The organism is Streptomyces sp. 142MFCol3.1 (assembly GCF_000424945.1).
GTDB classification, from domain to species: domain Bacteria; phylum Actinomycetota; class Actinomycetes; order Streptomycetales; family Streptomycetaceae; genus Streptomyces; species Streptomyces siamensis.
The window spans coordinates 282,884-300,985 of record NZ_AUKV01000002.1 but is presented as its reverse complement, the minus strand read 5'-3'; the positions used below and the strand labels follow the sequence as shown (position 1 = coordinate 300,985).

Genomic DNA, 18,102 nt, shown 5'->3' with positions numbered 1-18,102 from the left:
ACGCGCTCTTGGGGAAGGGACTCTGAGGACTTGATGGAGCACACCGTCGTCCGTTGTGCCGAGGGGCACGTGTTCAGCACCGCTTCGTTCCCGATGCAGCAGGCCGAGCGGCTCGGCCCCGGCCGGCTGGTCCGGTGCCCACGCTGCGCCCGGCTCCGCAGTGTGGTGCCGGTCGTACTGGAGAAGCGGTAACGAGCAGGACGGGCGCGCGGCGTCATCACGATTGTGGTGGCTCCGCGCGCCTTGCGTATCCTCAAGGCGTGCTTCTCTCAGACAAGGACATCCGGGCCGAGATCGACGCCGGGCGGGTGCGGATCGATCCCTACGACGAATCCATGGTGCAGCCGTCGAGCATCGACGTGCGGCTCGACCGCTACTTCCGGGTGTTCGAGAATCACCGCTACCCCCACATCGACCCGTCGATCGAGCAGACCGACCTGACCCGGCTCGTCGAGCCCGAGGGCGACGAGCCGTTCATCCTCCATCCAGGGGAGTTCGTGCTCGCCTCGACCTACGAGGTCATCTCCCTGCCGGACGACCTCGCCTCGCGCCTGGAGGGCAAGAGCTCGCTCGGCCGGCTGGGTCTGGTGACGCACTCCACCGCCGGGTTCATCGACCCCGGGTTCTCGGGCCACGTGACCCTTGAGCTGTCCAACCTCGCGACGCTGCCGATCAAGCTGTGGCCGGGCATGAAGATCGGGCAGCTGTGCATGTTCCGGCTCAGCTCGCCCGCCGAGTTCCCGTACGGCAGCGACCGGTACGGGTCCCGCTACCAGGGCCAGCGCGGGCCGACGGCGTCCCGGTCCTACCTCAACTTCCATCGGACCCAGGTGTGAGCGGCGAGGACGTGAGCGAGATCAGCCCCGTACGGGAGAACCTCACCTACGAGCAGTTCGGCGGCGCAGTCCGCGAGCTCGCCCAGACCATCGCCGACGACGGGTACGAGCCGGACATAGTGCTCTCGATCGCCCGCGGTGGCGTCTTCGTCGCCGGAGGCCTCGCCTACGCCCTCGACTGCAAGAACATCCACTTGGTGAACGTGGAGTTCTACACCGGCGTGGGCACCACCCTGGACATGCCCGTCATGCTCGCGCCGGTCCCCAACGCGATCGACTTCTCCGACAAGAAGGTCCTGATCACCGACGACGTCGCCGACACCGGCAAGACGCTCAAGCTGGTGCACGACTTCTGCGTCGAGACCGTGGCCGAGGTCCGTAGCGCCGTGATCTATGAGAAGTCCCACTCGCTCGTGAAGTGCGAGTACGTGTGGAAGCGCACCGACGACTGGATCAACTTCCCGTGGAGTGTTTTGCCTCCAGTACACAGGTTGGGCGAGGCGTCCAAGGAGAACAAAGAAGCGCTCTGACTTGGCACTTCGGCCTGTGCGAGTGCCGTATGCGCCGCCTCTGAGCAGGGCGGCGCTGTTGCCGACCGTCCTCGTCCGTCGCCGCCCGCCACCCTCGGACGGCCCAGGGACCGCCCGGCTTCGACCGTCGTCCATTCGCCGCGGCGGTCGGCGGAGCCACCGGCTCGGTCAGGGATGGATCAGGACGAGTGTCACGGTGGGCGAGAACGTGCCCATTGCGCTGAGCAGCCAATAGGTCCGAGCGGCGAGTGAGGTGCGGCGCGCAAGGGCGCGGTTGGCTGTCCACCACAGCAGCGTGTACAGGCCGACGATGGGCAGGATGATCACGAGCCAAAGGGCCATGCCGTCGTTCTCCGTCGGTTCCGGATGGCTCCAGTTGGCCGCCAGGAACCACAGCAACCAGATCGGCACCACCCCCGGGACTCCGAGCAGCAGGTTCACGCCCAAGGCCGTCGGCCACCGTCTGATCATCGCCACCCTCCCCTTGATCGACTGTGGCGACGGTACAACGAAGGTCGGCGGAATCTTCATGGGCGCGTCAAGTCGTACGCGATCTTGAAAGCCGTCGTGGCAGCGATGTCACCGTGGGGTCGGATCCCACCCCCACCGCTGATGAACGGCCGCTGGCGGGTTTGCCCTGAGCGCGTCAACGGGAGCCACTCCATGCCCCGACCCTGGTCAGGAACTGCGCTTTCGTGTGCGGCGCTTCTGCTTATGACGGTCTATGAGTTCTCCGGCGACGACGATGATCCCTGCGAGGAGTGCGCTCGCGTACCAGCTGTTCGGGCTGCCGGTCATCCGGGCCACCGACCAGAACATCACGGTGACGACGATCCAAGCCATGGCCCAGGTCAGGAGGTCCGGCCGGGCCGGGCGTAGGTCCTTCACGGGAAATGACGGCACATGCACCGACGGCTGCCTGCGCTACAGCTTCGCGGGCACGGCCACGACCCCGGCGGTCAGCGCGACCGGCGACTTCGTGGACGTCCAGTGGCCGACCGCGGTCGGCGGCGGGTCGCGGCGCGGGCGTCGCCCGCGGGGGGACTTCCGCCTCCGGTCGCGCCGGCACATGAGTGAGGGGCTCTCCGGGCGATCCCGGGGAGCCCCTCACGCATGTGCGCGTGGGGTGCCGGCCCGCTAGAACGTGCCCAGCTTGACGATCGACAGGATCGCGATGAGCTGGATCGCCGACGCGGCCAGGGCCTTCGGCCAGGGCAGGTCGTGGGAGCGGCTGACCATGAGGGTCAGCAGGGCGCCCGCCCCGATCCAGGTCGCCCAGCCGAGCAGCTGGACGAAGGAGGCGTCGCCGCCGAAGAACATGGCGACGACCAGGCGCGGGGTGTCCGTGATCGACATGATCAGCATGGACAGGCCGACCGTGGGCTGCCAGGCGCCGTCGCCGCCGAGCTGGCGGGCCAGCGTGTGGGTGACCACGCCCAGGATGAAGGTGCTGATGACGATGGCGACGCCGGTCGTCAGGACGATCGGGACGGCGTTCGACAGGGTCGCCTCGATCGCGTCCTCGCGTGCGCCGTCGAAGCCGAAGACGGCCATCAGACCGTAGAGGAACGTCACGATGAGGGCCGGGGCCCACATCGTGTAGTCGCGCATCTGCAGGAAGGTCTGGTTCGGGGCCGTCACGATGCCCCTGAGCAGGTCCTTCCAGTGCAGCCGCGGGCCTATCGGCGGAGCCGCCGCCTGGCCGGCCCGGTAGGTCTCGCCCTGGCTGTAGGGGTCCTCGCCGATCGAGAAGGCCTGGGTGTGACCGGGGCTGTTCGCCGCGTACGGGTCCGGGCCCTGCTGGGGGTGTCCGTCACCGAAGTACTCCGGCTCGCCGTGGCCGCCGTGGGCCTGCGGCCAGCCGCCCTGCTGGCCGCCTCTGTACTGCTGCTGGCCCCCGTACTGCTGCTGCGGCGGCGCAGGCGGATAGCCGTACGGCTGCTGCCGGCCCTGGGGGCCCTGCTGTCCGTACGGTGCTTGGTGTTGTTGCGGGCGCGCCTGCGGGGAACGGTTGTCCCGGGCGCCGCGTCCGATCCTGAATCCAGCCACGTCATCGAACGTACCTGGTCCCGGGGACCGACGTGCGGGGCCCGGGGCAACGGGCCCTTCATTGGGGCCGACCTGTGACATCCCCTAAGGGATTCCCCAGCCGCCCCCTACAGGCCGCCCTACGGGGAGTTCGCACCAGACGTACTTGCCGGAGCCCGCCCCAACGGCCGCCCGGGGTCACCCGGAACGGACCCCAGTCGTCTGCGTACGCCCTGACCAGGCGGAAGCCGCGACCGGCCTAGCCGGTGAGGGGGCGTTCGGCGAGGGTGGTGCCGGGTCCGTGTCCCATGCGCCCAGGCGGAGGGACGGGCCCGACTGTGGGGAGTTTCCGGACGCGGAAGCGCAGCTCAACCGGTGCCGGAGGCTCTGCACACGATGGAAGTCGTGTCCACCACGCCCGGCGGACTCGCCGCCCTCATACGTCGCGTGCGCCTCAGCCGGTGATCGGCGTCCCGAACCTCGGCGTTCCCGTGGTCGGGATGCCCAGCGTGGCCGGGCCGAAGGACACCCCTCCCGTGGTGGTGATACCCGAGGACGCGCCGCGGAGTGACCAGAGCGCGCCGTCGGAGTCGTTCTCCCCGGTGGCGCCGATGGCGAGGTCCGCCTTGCCGTCGGCGTTCGTGTCGGACAGGCGTACCGCGTCGCCGAACCGGTCGTCGGCCTCGGCGGTGCCCGGGACGCCCGCCGTGTCCTGGGAGTACGCGCGGGAACCGGTGCCGGTCGGGCCGTTCGCCGTGCCGTAGACCACCGTGACCGAGCCGGTGTAGCCGTCGTCGCCGATCGTCTCCTGGGGGGCGCCGATGGCCAGGTCGGGGTGGCCGTCCGCGTTGATGTCGCCGACGGAGACCGAGGCGCCGAAGGAGTCCCACTCCTCGGAGGCTCCGGGGATGCCGGACGTGTTCTGGGTGATCGACCGGGCGGCGCGGCCGGTGTCGACGCCCGAGGCGCAGCCGTACCGGATCGTGACGCCGCCTGCGTAGTCGGTGGTCATCCAGGAGCTCGGCTCGAGCGGGTTGCCGGTGACGATGTCGCCGTAACCGTCACCGTCGAGATCGGCGACGGAGGTCTGCGTACCGTTGGCGACGTCGCCCCAGTACGTGATGTCCTGGGCGCTCTTGGCGAAGAGGTAGAGGGAGTTGGTGAACGTCTCCTGCGTCTCGGCGCGCACGTTGCCGCCGACCACCAGGTCGGAGATCCCGTCGCCGTTCACGTCGCCCGTGGCGAGGGAGGCGACGCCGCCGCTCGCGTTGGTGACGGGGGTGGTGATGCCGCCCATGCCGTCGGGTACGCCTTTCCGGCTCACTCCGCCCTGGGTGAAGAAGACCGTGTTCTTGCTCTCGCCGATGACGAGATCGATGATGCCGTCGCCATCGAGGTCACCGGCGGCGAGGGTCTGACCGGACTCGTAGAATCCGGTGCCGAGCGGGAGGCTCCCCGCCGTGCCGGTGAGCCCGGAGGAACTGCCCCACAGGAAGGTGACGGCACCCTGAGGGGCGTCGCCCACGTTCTCGCCGGGCGTGCCGACCGCGAGATCCGTGTAACCGTCGCCGTCGAAGTCGCCTGCCGCCGTCGCCGTGCCGAAGCCGTCGTCCTTCTCGGGCGTGCCGGGCACACCGGACGTCGCCTGGGAGATCACCTTCTTCTTGGTGGAGGTCAGCCCGCTCTTCGAGCCGTACGTGACTACGACGGCACCGGCGCCGGTGACCGAGCCGGCCGTGGCCTTCGGGGCGGAGACCACGAGGTCGCCGTACCCGTCGCCGTTGAAGTCGGCCTGCGGGACCGTCGTGGAGTCGGCGGCCGCGGCCGAGACGGTGAGCAGGCCGCCCGTCAGCGCGGCAGCGGTGGCCGTCGCGAGGGCGAGTCGCAGGTGCGGGTGACGCTTGTGCATGCGGGGTTCTCCTGCGGCATGCGGGGGATGCCTGGCCGGCATCCGTAGTCGATGGGGCTGAACCGCCTGCGTTTGCTCGGAGTTGGCCTGGGCTTTGTGTGGCGGTTGCGATCAGGAGACACGTGTGAGGTGTCTGGGGTTGTACGCGAATTCAGGAAAGTTGAGGGAAATTCAGGAACTCGGGAACGGCGGAGCCGGGGAGATGAACGGGGCGCTCGGGACATGCGGAGGGGCACCCCGTGGCGTGCTCGGTCGGCGGCCGCGAGATGCCCCTGGGCTCGGTGTGTCAGCCCGCGAGTACGTCCCCGAAGTAGGCGAGACCCGACGGTCCGCCCAGCGTCGTGCTGCCGAAGGACTTGGAGCCGGTCGCGGTGATGCCGGAGGTGGTGGTCTTGAAGTACCACACGGCGCCGGCGCCCGCGTTCTCGCCGTACGCGCCGACCGACAGCTCGGCGCGGCCGTCCGCGTTGATGTCCGAGAGCTTGACCTCGCTGCCGAAGTAGTCGTCGGACTCGGCGGTGCCGGGGACCCCGGTGGTGTTCTGGGAGAAGGACTTGGAGCCGGTGCCGGTCAGGCCGGTGGCGGAGCCGCGCAGGACGGTGACCTGGCCCGCGTGCCTGATCGAGCCGATGTACTCGCTGTTGGCGCCGATCGCGACGTCTGCGTACCCGTCGCCGTTCGTGTCGCCCGACGACAGGCTCCAGCCGAAGCCGTCGTTCTTCTCGCCGGCGCCCGGAACGCCGGCGGTGTCCTGCGTGATGCGGACGGGCGTACGGGTGCTCAGGCCGCCCGCCGCGCCGTACGTCACCGTGACCGCGCCGCCGAGCCCGCCGTTCGGCTCGTCCGTGGACTTCTCCATGAAGTTGCCGGTGACGATGTCGCCGAAGCCGTCCTTGTCGACGTCCGCGATGGTCGCCGCGTAGCCGCCCGCGACCTTGGCGCCCGCCTTGAGGCCGGTGGCGGAGCCGGTGTAGAGAACGCTGCGGGTGCGGTAGCCGTCGGTGATCTCCTGCTGGCCCATGACGAGGAGGTCGGTCGCGCCGTCGCCGTTCACGTTGCCCGCGACGATCCTGTCGGAGTTGATTCCGGTCTGCCCGTACGTGTCGATGCCCGTGAGGGACACCGCCTGGCCCGTACGGGAGACGGGGCCCTTGAAGATGTTCAGCTCGGGGTAGGCGAGGTTGACGGCGGCCAGGTCGGTGTGGCCGTCGCCGTCGAAGTCGCCGGTGGCGACGGACCAGCCCAGCTCGTTTCGGTTCTCGGGCAGCGGCGAGCTGATGTCGGTGCCGGTCTTGATGCCGGTCGAACCGCCCCACAGCACGGTGAGGGCGCCGGAGTCGCCGGTCGAGCCGATCTGCTCGCCGTGCACGCCGACGACGATGTCCGTGTAGCCGTCGCCGTCGAGGTCGCCGGTGGTCAGACGGTCGCCGAAGTAGTCGCCGGACTCGGGCACCCCGGGGATGCCGGTGGTGTCCTGGCTGATGATCTGCCGCTTGGTGGTGTCGAGGCCGCTCGCGGTGCCGTAGACCACGGCGACGTATCCGGCGCCGGACTTCCCGGCGACCTTGGCGATCGGCGCGGCGATCGCGAGGTCGCGGTAGCCGTCGCCGTTGAAGTCGCCGGTCAGGCCGGAGGGCGCGGCGGAGGCGGTGGCCGCGGGCAGGGCGGTGAGCAGGCCGGTCGTCAGGGTCGCGGCCAGCAGGAGGGTGCGCTTGCGCATGTGGGTTCCCCGTTCATGAATGCAGGAGGTCTGCGAGTGCGGAAGGCTCACGAAGGATGGAGGTCGGGCGAGCCGTCGCCGTTGAAGTCGTCGTAGTGCTTGGCGACGGCGGCCGAGGCCGGGGCGCCCAGGACGAGCGGGGTGAGGCCCGCTGCCGGGAGGGAGGCAGCGACGGCCGCGGAGGTACGTCGGCGCATGGGGATGCTCCTTGGAGGCCAGCCGCTGAGAGCCGTGCCGTAGCCGGGGATGCCCGTGGCGGAGCCGACGGTGGTGCTCTGGGCACCGATGGCGAGGTCGCGGTGGCCGTCGCCGTTGAAGTCGTACGACTTCGCGGCCGCGGCGCGGGCGGTGCGCAAGGCGGGGGCTCCAGGGGGAGGCCGGGCCCGTGATGGGTCACGGGCCCGGCGCACTCAGAAGGGGACGGCTCAGTCGGCGAAGAGGGCGCCGAACTGCGGCGTGCCGTCCGTCGAGACGCCCGAGGTGCTCGGGGAGACGGTGCGCGAGCCGCTCGTGGTGATCGTCGTGCCGTTGGAGGGCAGGTAGGTCACCGCGCCGTTGGCGCTGTTCTCGTACGAGCCGACGAGCAGGTCGGCCTTGCCGTCGCCGTTGACGTCGTCGAGCTTCACGTCCGCGCCGAAGAGGTCGCCCTTCTCGTCGTTGCCGGGGACACCCGCCGTGCTCTGGGCGAAGGCCTGCACGCCCGAGGAGACCGTGACGCCGCTCGCGGAGCCGTACATGACGGTGACCATGCCGGTGTTGGTGACACCGTCGATGTCCTCGTTCGGGGCGCTGACGACGAGGTCCTGGTAGCCGTCGCCGTTGACGTCGCCCATGTCCAGGTCCCAGCCGAAGGCGTCGCCCTTCTCCGAGGTGCCGGGCACGTTGCCGGTGTTCTGGGTGATACCGGAGGTGTTGGCGGGACCCGACGCGGAGCCGTAGGTGATGTTCACCTTGCCGCCGTCGGCGGAGCTCGGGATGGTCGTGCCGTCGTCGGTCTTGCTGTCCCAGCCCGCGCCGCTGACGATGTCGCCGTAGCCGTCGCCGTTGATGTCGCCGATCGCGGTGATGATGCCGGGCTTGAGGGCCTGGGCGGACGAGGCGCTCAAGCCGTTCGCCGAACCGGGCAGGAAGTAGTTGGTGTTCCAGCCGTAGTCGGTCTGGGTCTCGAAGCCGTCGACGATCAGGTCGGTGCAGCCGTCGCCGTTCACGTCGCCGGCGGTGAGGCTCATCGGGCCGTACGGGGAGTCGTTGGTGCCCGACTGGATCGGGGGCTTGAGCGCGGTACGGCCCTCGATCGCCTCACCGTAGGCGCTGATGCCGCCCCGGAAGATGTAGATCGTGCTGGACGAGTTGCCCACGGCCAGGTCGGCCTTGCCGTCGCCGTCGAAGTCACCGGCGGCCAGGTCCTTGCCCCAGTAGTCGTGGGAGGAGGCAGCCGGGTCGGCAATGGTCACGCCCTTGCCGGTCAGGCCGGACGCCGAGCCCCACAGGACGGCGAGGGTGCCGCCGTTGGTGTCGGTGCCGACCTTCTCCCACGGAGTGGCCACGGCGAGGTCGTCGTACCCGTCGCCGTTGAAGTCGGCGTAGGCCGTCTCACCGCCAAAGCCGTCCCCGGCCTCGGCGGTGCCCGGGACGCCGGTGGTGTCCTGGCTGATCGTCGAGCGCTTGGCGGACGATACGCCGGTGGCGGTGCCGTAGAGCGCGACGATCTGGCCGGCGCCCGCGTGGCCGCTGACGTAGGCACCGTGGGCGGAGGCGACGACGTCGCCGATGCCGTCGCCGTTGAAGTCGGCCTTCGCCGTCTTGAAGGAGTCCGCGGCCGTCGCCGTCGCGGCCGAGAAGGTGAGCAGACCGCCCGTCAGCGCGGCAGCGGTGGCCGTCGCGAGGGCGAGTCGCAGGTGGTGCGGGTGTCGCTTGTGCATGCGGGGTTCTCCTGCGGCATGCGGGGACGCGTGGCGCGCGTCCGTAGTCGATGAGGTGCCGTCCGCCCGCGTTTGCCCGGAGTTTTCCGGAGCTCCGCCGGGAGTTGGCGATCAGGAGACCGGCGGAGGTGAGGAAGGGTTGTACGGGAGTGCAGAAGATTTTTGAGGTCGGTGAGGCAACTGGGGCGTACGGGATGAAAGGGTTTTCCGTACGCCCGGCCTCGGGTGGTCACTGCACGCCCGGCTTCGGGTGGTTCCCGTACGCCCGGCCTCGACGAGTGGCCTCGACATGTCCTGCCTCGGGCGATCCCTACCTGGCCAGCACCCCGCCGTACGCCGGCGCCCCGGCGAGGCCCAGTTTCGCGGGCGTGAGTGAGACGGCGGGCAGCCGCGGGTGGTCGCCCGCGGAGGGGCGGTACCAGACGCCGCCCGAGGAAACCGTGGTGGAGCCGCTGGTGGACGCGTTCTCGCCGGGGGCGCCGATCACGAGGTCACCGTACGCGGCTCCGTCGTAGTCGGCCGCCGCCAGCGCCGCGCCGAAGTGGTCGCCCGCCTCCGCCGTGCCCGCGACACCGGTGCTGTTCTGGCTGAAGGACGGGCCGGTGAACACGCCGTCATAGCCCGCCTCCATCTCCCAGAACGCCCCCGCCTCCGCGGCGGAGCCGACCGCCTCGTGGCTCGCGCCCGCGAGCAGGTCGTCGCCGCTGCCGTCGAGGTCGGCGACCACGAGCGAGGCGCCGAAGTTGTCCTCGGCCTCCGCCGTGCCGCCCACGTACGGCGAGGACTGGGTCGTGCAGGTCACCTTGCCGCCGAGCGTGGAGCCGGGGGCGCCGTACACCGTGGCGATCGCGCCGCCCAGGCGGTCCTCGCAGTACGTGCCGTCCGCCTCCGGGTCGGGCTGGACCTCGCCGATGGCCAGGTCGGCGCGGCCGTCGCCGTTGAAGTCGCCGGAGGCGAGCGCGGTGCCGGAGTCGGAGACGTGCCAGGTGGTCTGCCAGCTGCCGGAGGCCAGGGTGCGTACGCGGGTGCCGGAACTCTCCATGCCCTTGTAGGTCACCGCGAAGTCGTCCGTGCCGTCACCGTCGAAGTCGGCGCTGGTCAGGGCGCGGGCGCCACCGAAGTCGTACCCCTCGACGAGGGAGAGGGGCGCCTGCGTGGTGAGCGGGCCCGGGCGCAGCATCGTCGCCCCGCCCTCCTCGCCCTGCACGCTCAGCACCAGGTCCCGGTCGCCGTCACCGTCGTAGTCGCCGGCCGTGACCAGCTTGCCGAGCTGCTGGTCGGCGACGCCCTTGGCCACCGTGAGCCCCGACGTGAGGCCGCGCGCCGAGCCCCACAGGACGTACGCGGCGCCCTCGTGGTCGCCGGCCGAGGAGCCGATCTGCTCGCCGGGGGCGGTCACCGCGAGGTCGGCGTAGCTGTCGCCGTTGAGGTCCGCGGCCTGGACGGCGTAGCCGAACCTGTCGCCCGCCTCCGCCGTGCCCGGGATGCCCGAACTCGCCTGACTGATCTTGGACGAGGAGCCGCCGAGGCCGTCCGGCGAGCCCCACAGCACATGGACGAAACCGGCCCTGGTCCGGCCGTCGGCCGTGCCCCCCGGGACGCCGACCGCGAGGTCGGGGAAGCCGTCGCCGTTGAAGTCGCTCTTCACGGCGGGGGCCGCCGTGGCGGCGGGTGCGGCGAGGCCCGCCAGACCGAGGACGACCGCGGCGCACAGGACGGCGGCGGAGAGGGCCTTAGGGGACACGAGGGTTCTCCCATTCTCGTAGGGGGCAATGGTTCAGCGGGCGGGGGCCGGTTGGGGACGACCGGCCGGGGCGGTGGCGCAGGACTGGGCCTGCGAGTCCGCTCAGCGCAGGACGGTGCCGAACCGGAGGCCGGCGCCGCCGAGGCCGAAGTCCGCGCCGTTGAAAGAGGTGGCATACGACGTGGTGGGCCCGGTGGTGGTACCGCGCAGGACCCAGACGGCGCCGGCGTCGGCCGCCGTGCCGATGTCCTCGCCGGTGGCGCTGATCGCGAGGTCGGCGCGGCCGTTCCTGTTGATGTCCTTGAGGCGGACGGCGGAGCCGAAGTGGTCGCCCGTCTCCGGGGCGCCGGGCACGCCCGAGGTGGCCTGGTGCCAGGAGGTGCCGCCGCCGAGGATCCCCGAACCGCCCTTCAGCAGCACTACGTTGCCGACGGCCCCGACCGTCCCCACCGTCTCGCCGGGGGAGCCGGCCGCCACGTCCGCGTAGCCGTCGCCCGTCATGTCGCCGGCCGCGACCGAGGCGCCGAAGCCGTCACCGGCCTCGTCCTCGCCGGGGACGCCGGCACTGGACTGGTCGTACGTCCGCGAGGGCCAGCCGTCCGCGCCGAGCCCGGCCGCGTTGCCGCCCCAGACCACGATCTTTCCGCCGTCACCCGCCTCGGGATCGCCGAGCACCAGATCGTCGTAGCCGTTCTTGTTCAGGTCGGCGTGGGCGAGCTGTGCCTCGTCGAAGGCGCCGCTCTCGGCGCTCTGGAAGAGGGGCTTGTAGAAGTAGCCGATGTCACCGGGGCCGCCGCGCAGGTAGCCGGCCCAGCCGTGGCCGCTCGCGCCTTTTTTGCCGAACAGGATGTAGTCGCTGCCCTGGGTGTTGGAGAAATGGCCGCCGACGATGCCGTCGAGGGTGACGTCGGCGGGGAGGAAGTCCACCTCAGGGCCGAACGCGGTGCCGGGGACCCCCTCCGTGTACCACCAGAAGCGGTTGGCGGAGACGACGGCCAGGTTGCCGCCGGCGTCGCCGTCGAGGTCGACGAAGGAGGCGCCCTCACCGAAGCGGACGTCCTCGGCGGTGGGTGCGTTGAGGACCATACCGCCGGTCCTGAAGCCGCTCGCCCCGCCCCACACGATCGTCATCGACCCTCCGGCCCTGTCGGTCACCCTCTCGCCGGGGGCGCCGACGATCAGGTCCGCGAAGCCGTCGCCGTTCACGTCCCCGCTGGTCACATTCTCGCCGAACTCGTCCTCGGCCTCGGTGACCCCGGGCACGCCGGAGGTGTTCTGCGTGACGGTCACGGAGCGGGAGGGGGAGACACCGGACGAGGACCCCCAGGTCACCGTCACGGAGTTGGCCTTGGGCGTGCCGACGACCAGGTCGCGGTAGCCGTCGCCGTTGAAGTCGTCCTTCAGCGCGGACGCGGCGGACGCGGACCCGGCCAGGGGCAGCGTGAGCCCCGCCGCGGCGAGCCCGGCCACGGCAGCCGCTACGGCCAGTTTCTTTGCACGCATGAGTTCACTCCCAAAGCCTGGGGCACGGGTTTCCTGTGTGTGACCCACGAGGCGTACGAAGAGTTGTGCGCGGATGGCCGGAAGGTGAACCCCGGCTACTTCAGCCGCAGCGGTACGCCGATGTCGTCGGGCGTGAACAGCCGCACCGCCTTGGCGTCGAACCCGGTATCCGTCCCCCGCAGCACCAGATACGCGCCCTTCCTCTTCTCGTACAGCGGCGCGAAGACGACCGCGTCGGCGTGGTCGTCGCCGTCGACGTCGAGGAGCGGAGGCCGGTGGCCGAAGGCGTTCCAGTGGTACGGGTTCGGGGTGCCGGGCAGCCCCTCGGTCTCCGTGTCGACCACCTGCTCGCCGTCCAGGGACTGCACCCCGTCCGGTCCGCCCGGCAGCAGCGTCACCTTGCCGTCGTGGCGCCGGAAGCCCGGGGTGTTCACCACGACGTCCGGCTTCCCGTCGCCGTCGACGTCCCCGGCGGAGGGCGACGAGCCGAAGTCGATGCGGCGCCGGTCGGCGGTGTCCATGCCGCCGATCACGGTCTCCTTCCGGCCCGTGTTCAGGCCGGACTTCGCCCCGTAGAGGATCGTCAGCGCACCGCCCGCGCCGGGCATCTCCGCGGGGGCCGCGCTGAGCTGGGTGGGCAGCAGCAGGTCGGTGAGGCCGTCGCCGTCCGCGTCGCCCGCCGCAGGGGTGCGGGGGCCGTCCTGGGTCGCCACCGCGGCCGCGATACGGCTCTCCTGGCGGGTGTCCCGGACGAGGCCCCGCTCACCGCCCTCGTAGGAGCCGACGGTGTGCAGGTCCCCGGGCGCGGACTCGTCCTCCTCGGAGTCGAAGGAGTACGTGAACACCACCTCGGCCTTGCCGTCGCCGTCGAAGTCGCCGGTGGTGGCCGTGGTGGGCGTGGCGTAGCCGTGCTGGCCCAGGTCGAGTACGGCCTGGCGCTTCGGTTTTCCCGTGCGGTCGAAGGGGCCGTAGAGGAGCAGGCCGTCGCCGCCCGCCTCGGTGGCGTTGGGGTCGCCGGAGCCGCCGTGGCCGCCGTCGAGGAGGTCCACGGAGCCGTCGCCGTCGAAGTCGGCTGCGGCCAGCGGGCGGAAGCCGTCGGGCACGTCGAGCCGCCGGGCGGCGGCCAGCCCGTGCGCGCCGCCGAACAACGCGAAGGAGCCGCTCACGGTCCCGCCCGCGCCACGGCTGCCGACCAGGTCCGTGAAGCCGTCACCGTCGAGGTCGGCGCGCAGGGGCGGCGACATGAACGAGGCGTACGGGCGGCTGCCGGCCGAAGTCCGCTGCGCCGTCGCGGTGTCGAGGCCCTCGCGCGAGCCGTAGACGACGACCAGTGTCGCCGCGTACTTCTTCTTGTCCTTGGACGTCGATTCCACGATGTCGGTGAAGTCGTCGAAGCCGTCGCCGTTGAAGTCGCCGGAGTCGGGGTGCGCGGCAGGTTTCCCGGCGGTGGGACGGGAGGAATGGCCGGTGTCCGAGGAGCCGTCCCGGAGGTCGTCCTGTGTGCTGCATCCCGTGGTCGCGAGCAGCGCCGGGAGCAGGAGGGCGCAGCCCAGGGCGGTGATCGGTCGGGGTGCGCGCATCGGTGCTCCAGGCGTGGTGGGACTTCGGGCACTGCTTCTGTTTCGGGGGTGACTCGTGAGGTCGGTGAAGGGTTGTACCGTCACCGGCTCAGGAACTCGGCGGTGGAGAAGGCGACGGCGGGCTCGGCGGCGACGACGCTCCCCTTCCCTCCGTTCTTCGTTCCCGGGTAGACCGCGATCGTGTCCTTCGTCTCTCCCCGGCACGTCCGCACGGCCAGGTCCGCCAGCCCGTCCCCGGCGAAGTCGGCGACGACCAGGACGCGGGTCGTGCCCCGGGCGGAGGGCTTCACGGTGGTCATGTCCGAGGCGGACGGTCCGGCGGTACGTCCCCGGAAGACCTTCAACTCACCGCCGCTGGAGACGAGTTCATCAAGCCCGTCCCCGGCGAAGTCACCCGCGTCGAGGGCCGTGCCGGGGACGTCCAGTGTGGCGTGCCGGGTGCCCGGGAATGGTCACGCCCTTGCCGGTCAGGCCGGACGCCGAGCCCCACAGGACGGCGAGGGTGCCGCCGTTGGTGTCGGTGCCGACCTTCTCGGAGGGGGAGCCGACGGCGAGGTCGTCGTATCCGTCGCCGTTGAAGTCGGCGTACACCGTCTCGACGCCGAAGAAGTCGCCGGACTCGGCGGTGCCTGGAACGCCGGTGGTGTTCTGACTGACCATCGAGCGCTTGGCGGACGATACGCCGGTGGCGGTGCCCTGGAGCGCGACGACCTGACCGGCGCCCGCGTGGCCGCTGACGTAGGCGCCGGGCGCCGAGGCGCCGATGCCGTCGCCGTTGAAGTCGGCCTTCGCCGTCCTGAAGGAGTCCGCGGCCGTCGCCGTCGCGGCCGAGAAGGTGAGTGGAGTCCGGTGGGGCGCCGGACCGAAGCCCGGCGCCCCACCGGAAAGCCGCTTTCGGAAGGTCAGCCGATGAGGCCGGTACCGAACGCGCCGTAGGTGCGGGACAGGCCGAAAGCGCCGGGGCCGAACGAGCGGGCGCCGCTGGTGGTGACGCCGCCCGACGAGCCGAGCAGCGCGGTGACGGCGCCGACGCCCTCGTTCTCGAAACTCGCACCGATGGTGAAGTCGGCCTTGCCGTCCTTGTTCACGTCGGACAGCAAGCCGTCGGACCCGAAGTAGTCCATGGACTCGGCGGTGCCAGGGACGCCGGTGGTGGCCTGGGAGAGGGTGCGGCCCCCGGTGCGGGAGACACCCGATGCCGAACCGTTCATCAGCACCGTCGCGCCGGTGTCCTCGGCCGTGCCGATGTCCTCGAAGGGGACGCCGATGGCGAGGTCGCCATAGCCGTCGCCGTTGGTGTCGCCGATGGAAACGGAGCCGCCGAAGCCGTCCCCCTCCTCGTCGGTGCCGGGAACACCTGTGGAGTCCTGGGTGAGTTCGGCCATCGGGACGTCGCCGTTGATCGGGCCGCCTTCGGAACCGCGGATGACGACGACCTTGCCGCCGGGGCTGCCTTCGTGGCCGTCCTCCTTGGAGAAGACGTTGCCGAGGGCGATCTCGTCGTAGCCGTCGCCGTCGATGTCGCCGAGGGCGATGGAAGTGCCGCCGTTCAGCGGGCGCGGCACGGACGTCTCCAGGCCGGAGGTGGTGCCGAGGTAGGCGACGCCCTTGGTCCAGTCGCCTGAGCCGTCGGAGTTGAGGGCAGTGCGGTAGGTGAGGACGAGGTCGGCCTTCTTGTCGCCGTTGGTGTCGCCTGCCGCCATGGCGTCGATGCCGTACTTCGCCTTGTCGGGCAGGCCGATCTTCTGGGTGGATCCGGTGGTGCCGGAGGTGGTGAAGCGGCCCCGGACGACGTACGCGTGCGAGGAGCTCGTGCCGACGGCCAGGTCGGCTTTGCCGTCCCCGTTGAAGTCGCCCGCCGCCAGCCCTCGGCCCCACTCGTCGTGCGACGAGGCCGCCGGGTCCTTGACCGTGGTCCCGTTCTTGAGGCCGCCCGACGAGCCCCACAACGCGGTGACGGAACCGCCGTCGTCGTCCGTGCCGACGTCCTCGCCGGGGGCGCCGACGGCGAGGTCGGTGTAGCCGTCGCCGTTGAGGTCGGCCACGGTGAGCGCCCTGCCGAAGTAGTCCTCGGTCTCCGCGGTGCCGGGCACGCCCGTGGTGTTCTGGCTGACCACGGTGCGCTTGGCGGGGTTCAGTCCGGTGGAGCTGCCGTAGACCACGGCCACGTAGCCGGCCATGCCCTTGCCGTCGACCGTCGCGTACGGGGCGGCGAACGCGACGTCGCCGTAGCCGTCGCCGTTGAAGTCCGCCTTGTACTGGCGGACGGAACCCACGGCCGTCGCCGTCGCGGCCGAGAAGGTGAGCAGACCGCCCGTCAGCGCGGCAGCGGTGGCCGTCGCGAGGGCGAGTCGCAGGTGGTGCGGGTGGCGCTTGTGCATGCGGGGTTCTCCTGGGCATGCGGGGATGCCCGGCGGGCATCCGCAGTCGGTGGGGTACGACCGTCCCCTGCGCCGGTGTTCGTCAACCAAGGCAGGGGCGTTCGGTGATCAGAAGACCTTCGCCGACAGGCAGCGGTTGTACGTGAGTTCGGTAAATCTTTGAGGTCTCTGTGGCGAGAGAGGCATTTTGGGGCCCTACCGCACCAGGAACTCGGAACTGGAGAACGTGACCGACGGCTCCGCCGCGACCAGCCCCTTCTCGGCCCCCGGATAGACGGCGACCGTGTCCCTGGTCTCGCCCCGGTACGTCTGCACCGCCAGGTCCGCCCGCCCGTCCCCGTCGAAGTCGCCCACCGTCAGCACGCGTGTGGTGCCCCGGGCCGGTGGCTCGACGGTCACCATGCCCTTCGCCGACAGTCCCGTCGCACGCCCCTGGAACACCCGCAACTCCGAGCCGCTGGAGACGAGTTCGCTCAGCCCGTCCCCGTCGAAGTCGGCGGCGTCGAGCATCGATCCGGGGGAGCCGAGGCTGCCGCGCGCGGCGCCGGGGAGGTCGTAGCGCAGTGACGTTCCGCCCATGGAGCCCACCGCGGCGTCCAGCGCCTTGCCCTTGCCGAAGCGGCCGAACGCCACGTCGATGCCGGCCGGCAGGACGACTCCCGTGCGGGCGGGGCCGTCCGGTCCGCCGAGGACCACGGCCGACGTGCCCGTGCCCTGCGCCGTACGGACGAGCAGGTCGTCGTATCCGTCGCGGTTCACGTCGGCGGCCGGACCCGTGGGGACCTCGCCCGGCGACGGGATCGGCGCACCGGCCTTGCGCGGGGCGCCCTTGCGGCTGAACGGGCCGCGCAGATAGCTGAGTCGGCCCGCCGAGGCGTGCACCACCAGGTCCTCGGCGCCGTCGCCGTCGAAGTCGCCGCACACGGGCTGGTCGGCCCAGTCGTTGCCGAAACGTGCCTGCGCGGGGACGTCGAGCTTGACCGCCCTGCCGGTGAGGCCCTTCGGGGAGCCGAAGAGGATCTGGAGGGGGACCGGCGGCTGCCCCTGTCCGTCGTACGGCGGGTCGGTCGACACGACCAGATCCGTGAAGCCGTCCTTGTCGAGGTCGCAGCTCGCCTCCGCGTCGAAGACGGCGGGGAGTCGGCCCTTGGTGGGGGCGGCCTGTTTCTTCGGGCTGAGCAACTGCCGGGCGCCGGGCGTGAGTCCGCGCGCGCCGCCGTAGACGATGCCGATGCCCGCGTCGTCCGCGTGGCTCTGTTCCTTGACGAGGTCGCCCAGGACCAGGTCGCGGTGCCCGTCACCGTTGAAGTCGTCGGCGACCTTGCCCCCCTTGCCCTGGGGGATGGGGAGTTGGGCCGGGGCGTCCGCGACATGTGCCGGGGTGCGCTTGGCCGCCCCTGCGTTCGTGCCGGGGCCGCAGGCAGCGAGAAGGCCGCCCCCGAGGGCGCATACCGCCAGGGCTGCCGCCACCCGCGTACCCGCTCTTCGCCCGCTCACCGCGCACCTCACCCGCCCCGAAGACAACAACGCGGGTCATCATGCACGTATTTCGACCGGCGGGTTAAGGGGTGCGGCGTGCGGGATGGGTCACGCGGGGGTCTGGACCCTGGCCTGCGCCCAGCCCTACTCGGAAGGCTCGGACGGCCGCTCGGCGACGAATGAGCCAAGGCCCGGCTCGGTGTAGATGAGCCCTTCAGCCCGCAGGCCCTTGTGCACCTTCTGTGCGGTCACGGCGGCGATGCCGAACTCCGCGGTGATCTCCACGACGGACGGGATGCGCGTGCGCGGCGGGTACGTGCCGTCCTCGATTCGGCGGCGGATCACCTCGGCCACCTGGCGCCAGCGGGGGATGTCGGCAACAAATTCCATCACCGCACCACCATGCGCAGGCGACAGCATTCTGTGCGATTCACAGTTTGCCGCTCATACGGCACTAGACCGCAGTAGGG

The 18,102-nt window shown here is 71.1% G+C and carries 18 protein-coding genes and 1 pseudogene; 4 read left to right on the top strand and 15 right to left on the bottom strand.

Going from position 1 to position 18,102, the window contains the following annotated elements; genetic code table 11:
* Positions 1-30: 30 nt before the first annotated feature.
* From H305_RS53215 to H305_RS0103850, 3 genes are all read left to right on the top strand, one after another.
* Positions 31-192, top strand: coding sequence for a hypothetical protein (locus tag H305_RS53215; protein WP_158690473.1), 162 nt, complete (start codon positions 31-33; stop codon positions 190-192).
* Between the two features lie 68 nt (positions 193-260).
* Positions 261-836 (top strand): dCTP deaminase, encoded by a 576-nt coding sequence (gene dcd / locus H305_RS0103855; protein WP_028799257.1) that lies wholly within the window; start codon positions 261-263, stop codon positions 834-836.
* Positions 837-856: 20 nt separating this feature from the next.
* On the top strand, positions 857-1,366 hold the full coding sequence (locus tag H305_RS0103850; RefSeq protein WP_028799256.1) for a phosphoribosyltransferase: 510 nt from the start codon (positions 857-859) through the stop codon (positions 1,364-1,366).
* Between the two features lie 168 nt (positions 1,367-1,534).
* Here H305_RS0103850 and H305_RS0103845 read toward each other — a convergent pair whose 3' ends face one another.
* Positions 1,535-1,837, bottom strand: a complete 303-nt coding sequence (locus H305_RS0103845) for a hypothetical protein (RefSeq protein WP_028799255.1) — start codon at positions 1,835-1,837, stop codon at positions 1,535-1,537.
* Between the two features lie 207 nt (positions 1,838-2,044).
* Positions 2,045-2,254: a hypothetical protein gene (locus tag H305_RS53210; RefSeq protein WP_158690472.1), complete on the bottom strand. Its 210-nt coding sequence runs from the start codon at positions 2,252-2,254 to the stop codon at positions 2,045-2,047.
* 19 nt (positions 2,255-2,273) lie between these two features.
* On the opposite strand from H305_RS53210, the pseudogene H305_RS54405 reads away from it, so the two are divergent.
* Positions 2,274-2,357, top strand: a pseudogene (locus H305_RS54405) (calcium-binding protein); the annotation flags it as partial.
* A 146-nt stretch (positions 2,358-2,503) separates the two neighbouring features.
* On the opposite strand, the gene H305_RS0103835 reads toward H305_RS54405, so the two are convergent.
* From H305_RS0103835 to H305_RS0103770, 13 genes are all read right to left on the bottom strand, one after another.
* Entirely contained in the window at positions 2,504-3,496 is a 993-nt protein-coding gene (locus H305_RS0103835; RefSeq protein ID WP_078628861.1) for a Yip1 family protein, read from the bottom strand.
* A gap of 352 nt (positions 3,497-3,848) precedes the next feature.
* Positions 3,849-5,303 carry an FG-GAP-like repeat-containing protein gene (locus H305_RS0103830; RefSeq protein ID WP_028799252.1) on the bottom strand — a complete coding sequence of 485 codons (1,455 nt, stop codon included), beginning with the start codon at positions 5,301-5,303 and terminating at the stop codon, positions 3,849-3,851.
* A 286-nt stretch (positions 5,304-5,589) separates the two neighbouring features.
* Positions 5,590-7,023: an FG-GAP-like repeat-containing protein gene (locus tag H305_RS0103825; protein ID WP_028799251.1), complete on the bottom strand. Its 1,434-nt coding sequence runs from the start codon at positions 7,021-7,023 to the stop codon at positions 5,590-5,592.
* Positions 7,024-7,070: 47 nt separating this feature from the next.
* Entirely contained in the window at positions 7,071-7,379 is a 309-nt protein-coding gene (locus tag H305_RS54400; protein ID WP_028799250.1) for an FG-GAP repeat protein, read from the bottom strand.
* A 69-nt stretch (positions 7,380-7,448) separates the two neighbouring features.
* The gene (locus tag H305_RS0103815) at positions 7,449-8,945 is read right to left on the bottom strand and encodes an FG-GAP and VCBS repeat-containing protein (RefSeq protein WP_028799249.1); all 1,497 of its coding nucleotides are present in this window, start codon (positions 8,943-8,945) and stop codon (positions 7,449-7,451) included.
* A gap of 310 nt (positions 8,946-9,255) precedes the next feature.
* Positions 9,256-10,689, bottom strand: a complete 1,434-nt coding sequence (locus H305_RS0103810) for an FG-GAP and VCBS repeat-containing protein (protein WP_028799248.1) — start codon at positions 10,687-10,689, stop codon at positions 9,256-9,258.
* Between the two features lie 102 nt (positions 10,690-10,791).
* On the bottom strand, positions 10,792-12,192 hold the full coding sequence (locus H305_RS0103805; protein ID WP_028799247.1) for an FG-GAP and VCBS repeat-containing protein: 1,401 nt from the start codon (positions 12,190-12,192) through the stop codon (positions 10,792-10,794).
* A 95-nt stretch (positions 12,193-12,287) separates the two neighbouring features.
* Positions 12,288-13,772, bottom strand: a complete 1,485-nt coding sequence (locus H305_RS44370; protein WP_051370351.1) for an FG-GAP and VCBS repeat-containing protein — start codon at positions 13,770-13,772, stop codon at positions 12,288-12,290.
* Between the two features lie 80 nt (positions 13,773-13,852).
* The gene (locus tag H305_RS56285) at positions 13,853-14,116 is read right to left on the bottom strand and encodes a hypothetical protein (protein WP_028799246.1); all 264 of its coding nucleotides are present in this window, start codon (positions 14,114-14,116) and stop codon (positions 13,853-13,855) included.
* A gap of 46 nt (positions 14,117-14,162) precedes the next feature.
* Positions 14,163-14,432, bottom strand: coding sequence for an FG-GAP repeat protein (locus H305_RS56280; RefSeq protein WP_028799245.1), 270 nt, complete (start codon positions 14,430-14,432; stop codon positions 14,163-14,165).
* 242 nt (positions 14,433-14,674) lie between these two features.
* Positions 14,675-16,153 (bottom strand): FG-GAP and VCBS repeat-containing protein, encoded by a 1,479-nt coding sequence (locus H305_RS0103780; RefSeq protein WP_028799244.1) that lies wholly within the window; start codon positions 16,151-16,153, stop codon positions 14,675-14,677.
* Between the two features lie 195 nt (positions 16,154-16,348).
* Complete coding sequence (locus H305_RS0103775; RefSeq protein WP_107439950.1) at positions 16,349-17,650, bottom strand: FG-GAP repeat domain-containing protein; 1,302 nt, start codon at positions 17,648-17,650, stop codon at positions 16,349-16,351.
* Positions 17,651-17,776: 126 nt separating this feature from the next.
* On the bottom strand, positions 17,777-18,022 hold the full coding sequence (locus H305_RS0103770) for a GntR family transcriptional regulator (RefSeq protein WP_107439949.1): 246 nt from the start codon (positions 18,020-18,022) through the stop codon (positions 17,777-17,779).
* Positions 18,023-18,102: the final 80 nt, after the last annotated feature.

Coding starts and splice junctions, on each gene's coding strand:
- H305_RS0103780 (WP_028799244.1), bottom strand. CDS start 16,153: ATGCACAAGCGCCACCCGCACCACCTGCGACTCGCCCTCGCGACGGCC.
- H305_RS44370 (WP_051370351.1), bottom strand. CDS start 13,772: ATGCGCGCACCCCGACCGATCACCGCCCTGGGCTGCGCCCTCCTGCTC.
- H305_RS0103770 (WP_107439949.1), bottom strand. CDS start 18,022: ATGGAATTTGTTGCCGACATCCCCCGCTGGCGCCAGGTGGCCGAGGTG.
- H305_RS0103835 (WP_078628861.1), bottom strand. CDS start 3,496: ATGTCACAGGTCGGCCCCAATGAAGGGCCCGTTGCCCCGGGCCCCGCA.
- H305_RS56280 (WP_028799245.1), bottom strand. CDS start 14,432: ATGGTCAGTCAGAACACCACCGGCGTTCCAGGCACCGCCGAGTCCGGC.
- H305_RS0103845 (WP_028799255.1), bottom strand. CDS start 1,837: ATGATCAGACGGTGGCCGACGGCCTTGGGCGTGAACCTGCTGCTCGGA.
- H305_RS0103815 (WP_028799249.1), bottom strand. CDS start 8,945: ATGCACAAGCGACACCCGCACCACCTGCGACTCGCCCTCGCGACGGCC.
- H305_RS0103830 (WP_028799252.1), bottom strand. CDS start 5,303: ATGCACAAGCGTCACCCGCACCTGCGACTCGCCCTCGCGACGGCCACC.
- H305_RS0103805 (WP_028799247.1), bottom strand. CDS start 12,192: ATGCGTGCAAAGAAACTGGCCGTAGCGGCTGCCGTGGCCGGGCTCGCC.
- H305_RS0103825 (WP_028799251.1), bottom strand. CDS start 7,023: ATGCGCAAGCGCACCCTCCTGCTGGCCGCGACCCTGACGACCGGCCTG.